Origin of the sequence: Microbacterium sp. UBA3486 (assembly GCF_002377845.1) — a bacterium.
In the GTDB taxonomy this organism is placed as follows: Bacteria; Actinomycetota; Actinomycetes; order Actinomycetales; family Microbacteriaceae; genus Microbacterium; species Microbacterium maritypicum_A.
The window spans coordinates 1-13,108 of record NZ_DFQP01000118.1 but is presented as its reverse complement, the minus strand read 5'-3'; the positions used below and the strand labels follow the sequence as shown (position 1 = coordinate 13,108).

Here is a 13,108-nt window from a genome sequence, read left to right as displayed (position 1 = left end):
TCCGCGTCAGCGGGGGCTCTTTCGCTTCGCCCACGCGATCGTTCGGCGTTCAGTCGTCGAAGCGCACGCCGTAGATCTGTCCGCCGGGCTCGGCCGGGAGACGCGTCATCCCGAGCCGTTCGTAGAAGGCGGCGGCTCCGGTGTTGTTCGGATCGATGCCCAGGTGTAGCCCGCGCACTCCGCGTCGGGTCAGCTCGGCGAACAGCGTTTCGATGAGCTGGCGACCGAGCCCCTGACCCTGGGTCTCGGGAAGCAGGTCGATGTGCAGATGGGCCGGGTGATCCGCGACGTTCGGCTCGATGCCGGCGGCGCGGCTGTAGCCGTAGTCGATCATCCGATCCTCCCGCGTGACCACCTCCGCCGGCCGGGGGTGGCGACCCTCGAGCGTGGGCCACCACTCCTCGCGGAACCAGGTGTAGAAGGCGTCGGTGTCGTCGGTCGCGACGATGTAGCCGATCGTGCGCTCGTCATCGCTCTCGACCACCCAGGCGAGGTCGGGATGACGCTCGGCATAGGGGACGGCGAAGAGGTCGCCCCACAGCGAGTCGTCGGAGAGGACGCCGGTCGCATCCGCCCCGGCGTCGGCCGTCTTCACGCAGATCTCATACAGTGCGGCACGATCGGTGGGGCGGTACGGACGGATGCGAGACACGACGACTCCTCTGGGGACGGGTCTTCTCAGCCTATCGGCGCCTCGACCGCCGACTTCTTCTGCTGCACCCACGGGAGCAACCAGGCGGCGAGCACCAGCACCACGCCGGCGCCGACCAGGGCGCCGCCGAGGGTGTCGCTGGCCCAGTGCACCGAGAGGAAGGTGCGCGAGAGCGCCATCGCGAGCACCCACGCCGCACCCACGATCGCGACCCAGACGCGCGGGAACAGCACCCAGAGCACGAGGGCGATCGTCGCGGCGTTCGCCGTGTGCCCGGAGGGGAACGAGCCGTAGTCGCTCACCACGAGCATGTCGTCGGGCCGCGCCCGCCCGAAGAGCTGCTTGAGCAGTTGCACGCCGGCGGCACTGGCGGCGAAGCAGAGAGCCGCGAACAGCGCGCCACGCCAGCGCCGTGCGAGCACGAGCGCCAGGATCGCCAGCAGCGGCACCCCGAGGATCGCTACCCAGCCGCCGCCGATCCAGTTCAGAACGAGGGCGAAGTCGACCATCCAGTCCGCGCGGACCCCGGCGATCGTCTCGTTCCACCAGTGGTCGAAGCCCGGAGTCTGCGGGTAGGCGAACACGACCACGGCGCCCAGGACCGTTGCGAGCGCGAGGAGGCCCACTCCCCACCACAGCAGTATGCGCCTGTTCATCGTCCTATTCTGTCGGACGACACCTGAAGACTCAGGGAGCGAGCATCCCGACGGTGCGCGGGCGCACGACGAACCACAGCGACAGGATGCCGATCGCGGCACAGCCGACCATGACGGACGCCATGGTGGTCGCGGTGATCCCGGCGTCGTGCGAGAGCCAGCCGACGACGGGCGAGATGAGCCCGGCGACGCCGAAGTTCGTCGCGCCGATGATGGATGCCGCGGTTCCCGCGGCCTTCCCGTGGCGGTCGAGCGCCAGCACCTGCACGTTCGGGAACGTGAAGCCACAAGCAGTCATGAAGACGAACAGCGGGATCACCGTGCCCCACAGGCCGAGGCCGAGCTGGTCGGTGACGATGATCGCGACGCCGGCGAGCAGCAACACTGCGGTCGAGTAGGCCATGACCCACTGCGGTCCGAAGCGTGCGGCCAAGCGGGAGGCGGTCTGCACGCCGACGACCACGCCGAGCGAGTTCACGGCGAAGAGCAGACCGTACTGCTGCGCGTCGAGCCCGTGGGTCACCTGGAACAGGAACGGCGATGCCGACAGGTACGAGAACAGACCGGAGAAGGTCATCCCGCCGATGACGAGCACGCCGAGGAACACCCGGTCCGAGAGCACCGAGCGATATCGCTGCAGCATGGTGGCGCCACCGTGACCCTGGCGCCGGGCGACGGGCAGCGTCTCCGGGATGAACAGGATCGTCGACAGCAGCATGACCACGCCGTAGGCCGCGAGCACGCCGAAGATCCCGCGCCACGGCATGAGCGTGAGCAGCCACGAGCCGATAAGGGGCGCGATGACCGGTGCCACGCCCGAGACCAGAGCGAGGCGGGAGAGCATGACGACCAGTCGACGCCCGCCGAACAGGTCGCGCACGATCGCCATGGCCACCACGCCGCCGGCCGCGGCACCCACTCCCATCAGCACGCGGGCGACGCTGAGCAGCCCGAGGTCCGGTGCGAAGGCCGCCCCGACGCTCGCGAGCACGTGCAGCGCGGTGACGGCGATCAGCGGCACGCGACGACCGACCTTGTCACTGAGCGGTCCGACCACGAGCTGGCCGAGCGCGAACCCGATCATGGTTCCGGTCAGGGTCAGCTGGATCGCGGCGGCCGTGGTCTGGAAGTCCTGCTCCAGCACCGGGAACGCCGGGAGGTAAAGGTCGATCGTGAAGGGGCCGAGGGCGGTGAGCGCGCCGAGCAGGATGATGTACAGCGTGCGGCGGCCCAGGGAGATGGCATCGCCCGGGTGCAGCATGATCGGCGCGGTGGCAGGGTTCGCGCCGAGGGTGCGGATCGCGCCGGTCGCGGTGGGGACGCGGATGCTCCCCGTCGCGGTGCGCTCGGGCTGCGGGATCCGCGATTCGTCGGCGGCGGAATCCCCCGCCTTCACGACGGGGAGGGAATCAGTGCGGGGAGCGTCGGACACGACGTCCTTCCAGAGTTCAGGGGGTGCAAGGGTCGAATCGATTCGACCGGGGAAGCCCCCATGTTACCGCCGCCACGGCCTCGTCCGCCCGCCCACGCGCAGAGCAGAGACGCACCCCCGCGGATGCGAAGGTGCGTCTCTGACCCGGCCCGGTGCGAGGTCAGCGCGAAATACGGTCGAGCCCCTGCTCGAGGTCGGCGATCAGGTCGCCCACGTCTTCGATCCCGACGGAGAGGCGCACGATGTTCTCCGGGACCGCGAGCTCGGTGCCGCGCACGGAGGCGTGCGTCATGTCCGGCGGGTATCCGATGAGCGACTCGACTCCACCGAGCGACTCGGCGAGCTGGAACACCGAGGTGCTCTCGACGAACGCCCGTGCCGCGTCGGCGCCGGCGGCGAGGCCGAACGACAGCATCCCGCCGAAACCGCTCATCTGCTTCGCGGCGATCCCGTGGCCGGGATGCGAGGAAAGTCCCGGGAAGTAGACCTGCGCGAACTCCGGCCGATCCTGCGCCCACTCGGCGATGGCCTGCGCGTTCTCGGAGTGCTGCCGCATCCGCAGCGCCAGGGTCTTGATGCCGCGGGTCGTCAGCCAGGCGTCCAGCGGGGCGGAGACCGCTCCGACCGCGAACTGCTGGAACTTGACCTGATCGAAGAACCGATCATCGCCGAACACGACCGCGCCGCCGAGCACATCCGAGTGCCCCCCCAGGTACTTGGTCGTGGAGTGCACCACCAGGTCGGCGCCGAGCGCGAGCGGCTGCTGCAGCGCCGGCGAGGCGAAGGTGTTGTCCACGACCACGATCAGGCCGGCCGCGTGCGCGATCTCGGCGATCAGAGCGATGTCGACGATCTTCAGGAGCGGATTGCTGGGCGTCTCCAGCCACACGATCTTCGTCTCGAGACGGATCGCCGCGCGGAGCGCATCCACGTCGGAGAGCTCGACCGTCGTGGTCTCGATCCCCCACGGTGCGAGGACCCGGGTGAGCAGCCGGTAGGTGCCGCCGTACACGTCGTTGCCGAGCAGGATGTGGTCGCCGGGCTTGAGGATGCCACGCAGCAGCGCATCCTCCGCGGCGAGTCCCGACGCGAACGAGAGCGCGCTCGCGCCCCCTTCGAGGGCCGCGAGCTGGGTCTCGAGCGAGGACCGCGTGGGGTTGCCCGCACGGTTGTACTCGTAGCCCGCACGCAGGCCGCCGACGCTGTCCTGCACATGCGTCGAGGACTGGTAGATCGGCGGGATGATCGCTCCCGTGACGGGGTCGGGCGCTTGTCCTGCGTGGATGGCTCGGGTGGCGAAGGCGTGATCGGACATGCCTCTCAGCCTACGTCCGCCCCTGCGGGGAGGGCCTCCCGGTTACGCCCCGGGTCGGCCGACCTCCCGGCGCCCCTCAGCGCGACAGATACGCCAGCAGGTCCTGACGGGTGAGCACGGTGTGCGGCTTGCCGTCTTCGGTCACCAGCAGCGCGTCGGCATCGGCGAGCGCGGCCTTGGCCTGTGCGACGGAGGTGTGGATGCCGACGAGCGGGAGCCTCTCCCCCACGTGCGCGCCCACGGCATCGGTCGCGTTCGCCTCACCGCGGAACAGCAGGTCGAGCAGCCCCTTCTCATCGACCGTGCCGACCACCTCGCCCATCATGACCGGCGGTTCGGCGCTGAGCACGACCAGCTGCGAGACGTCGTACTCGGTCATCATGCCGATGGCCTCGAGCACGGTGTCGGTCGGGTGGGCGTGCACCAGGTCGGGGATGCCGGCGCCCTGCCGCGACGGACGAGCCGCGAGCACGTCGGCGACGGTCTCCCCGTCCTCCAGCTCGCTGAACCCGTAGGAGCGCATCCATCCGTCGTTGAAGATCTTGCCCAGGTAGCCGCGTCCGCCGTCGGGCAGCAGCACGACCATCACGGCGTCCGCCGGCAGGTCACGCGCGACGCGCAGCGCACCGACGACGGCCATGCCACTCGATCCCCCGACGAGGATGCCCTCCTCGCGGGCGAGGCGCCGGGTCATCGCGAACGCCTCCGCATCGCCGACAGCGACGATCTCGTGCGGCACCGTGGGATCGTACGCACCGGGCCAGATGTCCTCGCCCACACCCTCGACGAGATACGGACGACCGGTGCCGCCGCTGTACACGCTGCCCTCGGGGTCGACCCCGACGATCCGCACCCGCCCTTCCGAGACCTCGCGCAGGTACCGCCCCGTCCCCGTGATCGTTCCGCCCGTGCCCACGCCGGCCACGAAATGCGTGACCTCGCCGTCGGTGTCGCGCCAGATCTCGGGCCCCGTGGTCTCGTAGTGGCTGCGCGGACCGTTCGGGTTCTCGTACTGGTTCGGCTTGAAGGCCCCGGGGATCTCGCGGGTCAACCGGTCGCTCACGCTGTAGTACGACTCCGGGCTGTCGGGGGCGACCGATGTGGGGGTCACCACGACCTCGGCACCGTAGGCCCGCAGCACGTCGATCTTGTCTTCGCCGACCTTGTCCGGCAGCACGAACACGCACTTGTAGCCCCGCTGCTGGGCGACCAGGGCCAGGCCGACTCCGGTGTTGCCGCTGGTGGGTTCGACGATCGTCCCCCCGGGCTTCAGATCGCCGGATGCCTCCGCGGCGTCGATGATCCGCGCGGCGATTCGATCCTTCGAGGAACCGCCGGGGTTCAGGTACTCGAGCTTCACGAGCACCGTGCACGCGACGCCCTCGGTGACGTGCTGGAGCTTCACGAGGGGCGTGTCGCCGACGAGGTCGACGATCGAGTCTGCGTACTTCATGCCTTCAGGGTAGACGCGCGGATGCCGCGACCGGGGATGTGTTTCACCCGACCGCGGCATCCGTTCGTCCGAAATGCCCCCTGTGTCTTCCGAAGCGTCAGCCCTTCGTCGATCCCGCCAGCAGGCCGCGGACGAAGTAGCGCTGCAGTGCGAAGAAGACGATCAGCGGCACGATGATCGACACGAAGGCGCCCGCCGTGAGCAGGTACCAGTCGTTTCCTCTCGTGCCCGTGATCTCGGCCAACAGCTTCGTGATGGGCGCCGCGGCGCCGTCGGCGAACACCAGCGCCACGAGCAGGTCGTTCCACACCCATAGGAACTGGAAGATCGCGACAGAAGCGATCGCCGGCATCGTGAGAGGCAGCACCACGCGGAAGAAGATCTGCCCACGGGACGCACCGTCGACGCGCGCGGCCTCGATGATCTCGCCAGGGATCTCCGACATGAAGTTGTGCAGCAGGTAGATCGCCAGGGGGAGAGCGAACATCGAGTGAGCGATCCACACCTGGGCGTAGCCCGAGGAGGCACCGAGCGGGGTCGTGACCTGCAGCCCGAAGAGGTTGATCCCTCGGGAGAACGAGCTCAGCAGTGGCACCAGCGCCATCTGGATCGGCACGATCTGCAGCGCGAACACGAAGATGAACAGCGCGTTGCGCCCCTTGAAGTCGATCCACGCGAACGCATAGGCCGCCATGGACGCGATCATCAGCGGCACGATGGTGGCGGGGATCGTGATCGCGATCGAGTTGACGAACGACTCCAGGATCGTGAGCTGCGTCGTGCCGGACTGGAGCACGTCGACGTAGTTCTCGAGCGTCACCTGCGGGTCGGCGAAGAAGGTCCACCAGCCGGTCGTCTGGATCTGGTCCCTCGGCCGGAACGACGAGATGAACAGCCCGAGCGTCGGAATCGTCCACAGGAACGCGATGACGATGGACGCCACCGACGCCCACGGACGGGACAGGCGCTTGCGGGTGCGACCGGCGGCGCCGTCGAACCCGCCGCCGGTGGTGATCGCGCGCGTGCTGACGGCGGCGTCTGACTTCACGGTGTCGGTCATCGGATCTCCCGCTGCTTCTTGATCTGGCGCGCGTTGTAGATCACGATCGGCAACACCAGGATGAACAGGATGACGGAGAGCGCGGCACTGCGTCCCGCCTCGAACTTCGAGAACTGCGTGTACATCTCGTTCGCGAGGGTCGACGTGCCGTAGTTGCCGGCGGTCATCGTGCGCACGATGTCGAACACCTTCAGCGAGGCGATCGAGATGGTCGTGAGCACCACGATGAGCGCCGGGCGGATCGCAGGAACCGTCACCGAGATGAACCGCTGCCACGCGTTCGCGCCGTCCAGCTCGGCCGCTTCCAGCAGCTCCGCCGGTACGCCCTTGATCGATGCGGACAGCACCACCATCGCGAAACCGGTCTGCACCCAGATCAGCACGACGATCAGGAACAGGTTGTTCCACGGCTCATTGAGCAGCCACTGCTGCGGCGTGCCACCGAACCACACGAGGAGCTGGTTGAGCAGACCGATCTGCTCATACTGCGGGCCACGGTACTCGTAGATGAATCGCCAGATGATGCTCGCCCCGACGAAGGAGATGGCCATCGGCATGAAGACCAGCACCTTGTAGATCTTCTCGCCCCGGGTGCGATCGATGAACACGGCGTACGCGAGGCCGACGATCGTGGAGACCGTCGGAACCAGGAGCACCCAGATGATCGTGTTGATGACGGCGGTGATGCCGTCGGATTGCGTGAAGATCCAGAGGTAGTTCGACAGGCCGACGAACTCCTTCCCCGAGGAGTTCATGAACGACGAGAACATCGTCTGGATCGACGGCAGGACGAGACCGACGATCAGCAACAGCAGAGCCGGAGCCATGAAGGCCACGAGCTGGATCAGATATCCCGCGCCATCGCGGGAACGGTAGTCGAGCCAGAAGAACAAGGCGCCGACAGCGACGGCGACTCCCATCGCCCAGTAATAGGAGTTGAAGAAGAACATCACCGCGAGCGGGATGAGCAGGCACATCGCCAATCGGACGAACGTGTAGACCTTCCCCCTACGGGGAGCGATGTCCACCAGGAGCAGGATGATCGCCACGACCACCGCGAAGGCGATGACCACGGCGACGGCCTGCAGGACCGGCGGGAGCGAGCCGATCCATTTGAAGAAATTAGTCGCGTTCACGGATTCCCCTTCATCACGCGGACCGGATCATCGACGCACACGTCGGAGTGGGCGCCGTGGGGTCAGAGGGGCCGCCCCGGTGCGGGGCGGCCCCTCCCCTGGATCAGCTGCTCGGCCAGCCGGTCTCGATCTGCGTGAGCACCTCATCGGTCGAGGTGCCGTTGACCCACGCGACCATGCCCTTCCAGAACGTTCCGGCGCCGACGGCACCGGGCATCAGGTCGGACGCGTCGAATCGGAAGGTGGTGTCCGGGTCCTGCAGGATCTTGATGGTCTCCTGGAGGATCGGGTCCTTCGCGTTCGCGGGGTCGAGGCCGTTGTTCGCGGAGGTCACGCCGCCGAGGCTGACGCGGCTGTTCGCCCACTCGGGGCTGGACAGGTACGCGAGCACCTTCTGCGTCGCCTCGGAGTCGCTGAACCCGCCGACGATCTCACCGGCACCCGTCACAGCCGTGTCGCCCTCGGTCTCGCCCGGCAGCATGAATGCCCAGACGTCGCCGTCCTCTGCGACCTTCGTGCCGTCGGGGAAGAAGCCCGACAGGAACGAGGCCTGGTGGGTCAGCGCGCACTCGCCGCCCGCGAGCTTCGGAGCGACATCTCCGAACGCGGTGGAGTTGATGGAGCGCACGTCACCGAAGCCGGCGTTGACGTTGGCCGGGTTGAGCAGGATGCCGCCGACCGAGTCGAACGCCTGCTTGATCTGCGGGTCGGTGAACTTGACCTCGTTCGTGACCCACTGGTCGTAGACGTCCGGTCCGGACTGACGCAGCACGTAGTCCTCGATCCAGTCCGTTCCCGGCCAGCCGGTCGCGGTGCCCGACTCGAAGCCGGCGCACCATGCGGGGGTTCCGGTGGTCGCCTGGATCTTCTCGGTGAGGGCGGTCATCTCGTCGAGCGTCTTGGGAACCTCGACGCCCCACTCCTTGAACTTCGCCGGCGAGTACCAGATCCAGCCCTTGACGTTCGCCATCAGCGGGGCGCCGTAGAAGGTGCCGTCGACGGTGCCGTAGTTCACCCAGTCTTCGGTCCAGTACTCGTTGGCGTTCTTCTCGACCTCTTCGGGTGCGGGCTTCAGGTAGTCGCGGTCCGCGAAGTCCTTGAACAGTCCCGGCTGCGGGAAGATCGCGATGTCCGGCGGGTTGCCGCCCTGGGCGCGCGTGCCGAGCTGGGTCTCGAAGTCCTGGCTGCCCTCGTACTTGATCGTGATGCCGTTCTCGTCGGCCCAGTCCTTCCAGGACTCCTGGAGGAGCTTCGCCTCGTCATCGACGATCGTTCCGTAGATGGTGACGGTGGCATCGCCCCCATCGCCGCCGTCGGTGCCCGGTGCCCCTCCGGGAGCCCCGCATCCGGCGAGCGCGATGCCCGCGACCCCCAGCAGGGCGAGCGGCGCGTAACGCCGGGAACGCTGTGACAGAGCCATGTGAATTCTCCTCTTCGAGTACAGGTTCCCGACTGGTGCGACGCCACCCCGGGGCATCGTTAGGGAACCGATTCCAGGCCAACCTACTGGCCATGCACACCCCCGCACAACACGCTAGGGTCACAAGCTCGCAACCATTCGACGCGCTCGCACCCCCGACGTGGGAGCGCTCCCTCGCTTCCGCTCTGGAACCGGTTCCTTTTTCGGGTGCCGACGACTACGATTTGACGCGGCGCGCACCCCGCGTCGGGGCCACGCAGCTGCGTGATCAGGTCGAGGAGGACCGATGAGCACGATCGCGGACGTCGCGTCGCGTGCCGGCGTATCGAAGGCCACCGCCAGTCGCGCCCTGAGCGGCCGCGGGTACGTGTCGGAGACCACCCGGCAGCGCGTCGAGGACGCCGCGCGCGATCTCTCCTATGTCGCCCACTCCTCCGCGACGAGCCTGGCCACCGGGCGCACCCAGACCGTGGGCGTCGTGATGCCGCCCGTGGACCGATGGTTCTTCGCCGAGCTGCTCGCCGGCGTGCAGGAATCGCTCTTCGCCCTCGACTACGACCTGTCGCTCTACGGCGTGCCGGAAGGGTCGCAGACCAGGGAGCGACTGTTCGAGAGCGTGCTCCCCGGCCGGCGGTTCGACGGGATCATCGCGGTCGGCATCCAGCCGAGCGCCCGGGAGCTCGAGCGCCTGCAGCAGACCGGGCGGCCGCTCGTGAGCGTCGGACCGTACAGCGAGGGTTCCAGCGCGGTGTCGATCGACGACACGGCCGCCGCGCGCATCGCGACCGAGCACCTCATCGAGCTCGGGCACACCGACATCGCCTTCGTCGGCGGATCGACGGACGCGGCCACGCTGAGCTACGGTGACGCGCAGCGGCTGGAGGGTTATCGCGGCGCATTGCAGGCGGCCGGAATCGCGGCTCATGCGCGCGTCGCCGGCGGGTCTCCGACGATGCCCGGCGGGTACACCGCGGCAGCGGGACTGCTGGGAGACCGACGGCGGAGGCCGACGGCGATCGTGGGAGTGTGCGATGAAGCCGCGATCGGGGCGATCATCGCCGCGCGGCGACTCGGCATCGCCGTGCCGACCGAGCTCAGCGTCGTCGGCATCGACGATCACGAACACGCCGACATGTTCGCGTTGACCACGATCGGACAGTCACCGCGCGACCAGGGACATGAGGCGGTGCGCCTCCTGACGCAGCGGATGGAGTACCCCGACGCACCGCTGGAGCGCATCTACGCGGCGTCGGCCCTCGTCGTGCGCAGCTCGACGGCTCCTCCGCGCTGACTTCGCAGCATGCCGGGACGCAGGCCGGGCCGCGGCCCGGGCTCCTGGTGCACCGGGAGTACAGCCCTGGGAAGCGTCGGCAACGGCGGAAACCACCCGGAACGCACGAAGGCCCCGGGGCGAACCCGAGGCCTTCGACGAGAAACGCGTGAGCGTCGCGGTTACTTGAGGGTAACCGTGGCGCCTGCCTCTTCGAGAGCAGCCTTGGCCTTCTCGGCGGTCTCCTTGTTGGCGCCCTCAAGGACGGCCTTGGGGGCACCGTCGACGACAGCCTTGGCCTCGCCGAGACCCAGCGAGGTGAGCTCGCGGACGGTCTTGATGACCTGGATCTTCTTGTCGCCAGCAGCCTCGAGGATGACGTCGAAGGAGTCCTTCTCTTCCTCAGCCTCAGCAGCGCCTGCGCCACCCGCGGCACCGGCGACGGCGACGGGAGCAGCAGCGGTGACCTCGAACTTCTCCTCGAACGCCTTCACGAACTCGTTGAGCTCGATGAGGGTCAGGCCGGCGAACTGCTCGAGCAGTTCCTCGGTGGAAAGCTTCGCCATGATGTATCTCCTAGATAGATGGGGTTTGTAGACGAGATCGCAGGTCGCTTACGCGGCCTCTGCGGTCTCCAGCTTTTCGCGAAGAGCATCGATGGTGGCGGCAGCCTTGCCCATCGTCGCCTTCATCATGCCCGCAGCCTTCGCCAGCAGAACCTCACGGCTCTCGAGCGCGGCGTACTTGTTGACCTCGTCCGCGGTGAGGGCGTTGCCCTCGAAGATGCCGGACTTGATCACGAGAAGCGGGTTGGCCTTGGCGAAGTCACGCAGAGCCTTGGCGGTGGCGACGAAGTCACCGTGCACGAACGCGACAGCCGACGGACCCTTGAGGTCGTCGTCCAGCGCGGAGATGCCAGCCTTGTTGGCGGCGATCTTGGTCAGCGTGTTCTTCACCACGGCGTACTCAGCGTCCTGACGGATGCTGTTGCGCAGCTCCTTGAGCTGGGCAACCGTCAGACCGCGGTACTCGGTCAGCAGAACGGCAGTCGAGTTCTCGAATGACTTCGTGAGCTCGGCGACCGATGCATCCTTCTGCGCCATGGTCACTCCTTGGTGTGTACGAGGCGCCGCACGGTGGTGAGGCGCCGACCTGGACCACCTGCAAGAGAAAAAGCTCCGGCGCAAGCGCACGGAGCTTTGAGAGTTCGTGGCCTGCGCGGGCCCCTGCTATGCAGAGCTTCGATCGCTGCGTGCTTGCGCACACGACGATGACCAGCGGTCTTCGGTTCGACATAACTGTACCCCACCCGCCCCGCTCCCCCAAATCCCGCCTCTCCTCCTCCTCTCTCCACCCACCCCCCTCGCCGAGACCCACACCCCGCACCCAGACCCACGGCGGGACTCGTCTCCTGGCATGGGTCTGGACGAGGGGCATGGGTGTCGGCGGCAATAGCTGGCAGAAAGCGAGGCACGATGTCAGGGGCGGAGGCCGAAGGCACCCAGGCGTGCGCCGAGAGCCTCAGGCGTCACGATGTGCTCGTATCCCCATCGGACGACGCGCCATCCCGTGACGCCACGGACAGCGTCCTCGCGGTACTTCTCAGCGATCACGATGCCCTCCGCCGACCTCTCACCGCGCAGATCCGGATCGAGATACTTGCCTCTGCCGTCGAACTCGCCGAAGGCCTGCAAACCGCGGAAGGCGAAATCGAGCCAATAGTCCTCACCGCCTGGCCCGGTGACGTGCGACTGCAGCTCGATGCCCGTGAAGCCGAGCCTGTGGAGGTGCAGACGACTGACGCTCTCCCCGGGAAGCTGGGCACGACCGTCCGACAGCGCGATCATCGCGCGGGCCTGACGGATCCCACGGCCAGACACAGCCCGGGCACGCCGAGCAAGTTCTCCTCGCCACGTGGCGGCCACCTCGGAATCCTGCGCATTCCCGCGCACGGCAACTCGCCGGAGAGCAGCATCGGCCACGGAGAGAGCCGCTTCCGGCCCGAGCCGGCTGGTCAGGTCGAGCACGGTTCTCTCGAGCGACGTGCACCTTATGCCCTCGATCTCTTCGAGGTCCCCCTCACCGACCTGTATGTCGTGCCGTGCCACACCGCCCTTCACCCTGCTGTGACTCGTCCGGCCGAGCAACACGTGCACGTGCGCCGGGAACGTCCGATAGAGCGGCAGACCGTGGAGCACAGCTGCCGAGTCGAAGCAGAATGCGGCGCCTCCGCCCGAGGACTCCCAGTGCACGGCGAGCACCTTCAGGAGATGCCGGCCTTCCGCCCAGAGCTGTGCCCACGCCTCCCCCTCCGCGTACCAGCCCCGACGCACCCGGATGAGCACGCCACCGTCGACCACGCCCTTGAGTTCCCGCTCGGTGATTCCTCGGGCGAGAACATCCCGTCTGGAGAGGAGGAGCTGACGCGCTTCCTCGATCGTGACAGCCTTCCGCATGCGCTCGATCTTCATGCTTGCAGCCGGCCCGCGACCCAGGATCCGCGCATTTCACCGGGAACCGACAGCAACTCGCTCAGAACCATCGCCGTGCAGTTCGCTTCCCTGCCTCTCCCTCCCGCATCCCGGCGAGACCTCGCGCCTTCCTCCCAGCGAAACCCACGCTTGTCGTCGAAACCCACGCGCCGAAGCAACTGCACACGTGGGTGTCGGCGACGCCAATGGGTCTCGGCGACGGGGCGGGCGCGGGCGGGGGCG

General features: G+C 67.8%; 12 protein-coding genes. 1 reads left to right on the top strand and 11 read right to left on the bottom strand.

Annotated features, from left to right (window positions below; translation table 11 throughout):
* Positions 1 to 49 precede the first annotated feature (49 nt).
* The 8 genes from B2869_RS18465 to B2869_RS18430 all read right to left on the bottom strand — a co-directional run bounded on the left by B2869_RS18465 (position 50) and on the right by B2869_RS18430 (position 9,124).
* On the bottom strand, positions 50 to 652 hold the full coding sequence (locus B2869_RS18465) for a GNAT family N-acetyltransferase (protein ID WP_029258736.1): 603 nt from the start codon (positions 650 to 652) through the stop codon (positions 50 to 52).
* 26 nt (positions 653 to 678) lie between these two features.
* On the bottom strand, positions 679 to 1,308 hold the full coding sequence (locus B2869_RS18460) for a phosphatase PAP2 family protein (RefSeq protein ID WP_292769762.1): 630 nt from the start codon (positions 1,306 to 1,308) through the stop codon (positions 679 to 681).
* 31 nt (positions 1,309 to 1,339) lie between these two features.
* Entirely contained in the window at positions 1,340 to 2,740 is a 1,401-nt protein-coding gene (locus B2869_RS18455) for a multidrug effflux MFS transporter (protein ID WP_292769759.1), read from the bottom strand.
* Positions 2,741 to 2,900: 160 nt separating this feature from the next.
* Complete coding sequence (locus B2869_RS18450) at positions 2,901 to 4,055, bottom strand: cystathionine gamma-synthase (protein ID WP_292769756.1); 1,155 nt, start codon at positions 4,053 to 4,055, stop codon at positions 2,901 to 2,903.
* 76 nt (positions 4,056 to 4,131) lie between these two features.
* Positions 4,132 to 5,508 carry a cystathionine beta-synthase gene (locus B2869_RS18445; RefSeq protein ID WP_029267310.1) on the bottom strand — a complete coding sequence of 459 codons (1,377 nt, stop codon included), beginning with the start codon at positions 5,506 to 5,508 and terminating at the stop codon, positions 4,132 to 4,134.
* A gap of 97 nt (positions 5,509 to 5,605) precedes the next feature.
* Positions 5,606 to 6,568 (bottom strand): carbohydrate ABC transporter permease, encoded by a 963-nt coding sequence (locus tag B2869_RS18440; protein ID WP_021199170.1) that lies wholly within the window; start codon positions 6,566 to 6,568, stop codon positions 5,606 to 5,608.
* Entirely contained in the window at positions 6,565 to 7,704 is a 1,140-nt protein-coding gene (locus B2869_RS18435) for a carbohydrate ABC transporter permease (protein ID WP_029258742.1), read from the bottom strand. The genes B2869_RS18440 and B2869_RS18435 overlap by 4 nt, the downstream gene beginning before the upstream one ends.
* A gap of 103 nt (positions 7,705 to 7,807) precedes the next feature.
* Positions 7,808 to 9,124, bottom strand: a complete 1,317-nt coding sequence (locus B2869_RS18430; RefSeq protein WP_021199172.1) for an ABC transporter substrate-binding protein — start codon at positions 9,122 to 9,124, stop codon at positions 7,808 to 7,810.
* A 286-nt stretch (positions 9,125 to 9,410) separates the two neighbouring features.
* Between B2869_RS18430 and B2869_RS18425 the strand changes: the two genes are divergently transcribed.
* Positions 9,411 to 10,415: a LacI family DNA-binding transcriptional regulator gene (locus tag B2869_RS18425; RefSeq protein WP_292769750.1), complete on the top strand. Its 1,005-nt coding sequence runs from the start codon at positions 9,411 to 9,413 to the stop codon at positions 10,413 to 10,415.
* A 161-nt stretch (positions 10,416 to 10,576) separates the two neighbouring features.
* Here B2869_RS18425 and rplL read toward each other — a convergent pair whose 3' ends face one another.
* The 3 genes from rplL to B2869_RS18410 form a co-directional block, all read right to left on the bottom strand.
* Entirely contained in the window at positions 10,577 to 10,960 is a 384-nt protein-coding gene (rplL, locus tag B2869_RS18420) for a 50S ribosomal protein L7/L12 (RefSeq protein ID WP_017829128.1), read from the bottom strand.
* Between the two features lie 48 nt (positions 10,961 to 11,008).
* Complete coding sequence (rplJ, locus tag B2869_RS18415) at positions 11,009 to 11,497, bottom strand: 50S ribosomal protein L10 (RefSeq protein WP_017829129.1); 489 nt, start codon at positions 11,495 to 11,497, stop codon at positions 11,009 to 11,011.
* Positions 11,498 to 11,872: 375 nt separating this feature from the next.
* Positions 11,873 to 12,850: a hypothetical protein gene (locus tag B2869_RS18410; protein ID WP_292769743.1), complete on the bottom strand. Its 978-nt coding sequence runs from the start codon at positions 12,848 to 12,850 to the stop codon at positions 11,873 to 11,875.
* Between the last annotated feature and the right edge of the window lie 258 nt (positions 12,851 to 13,108).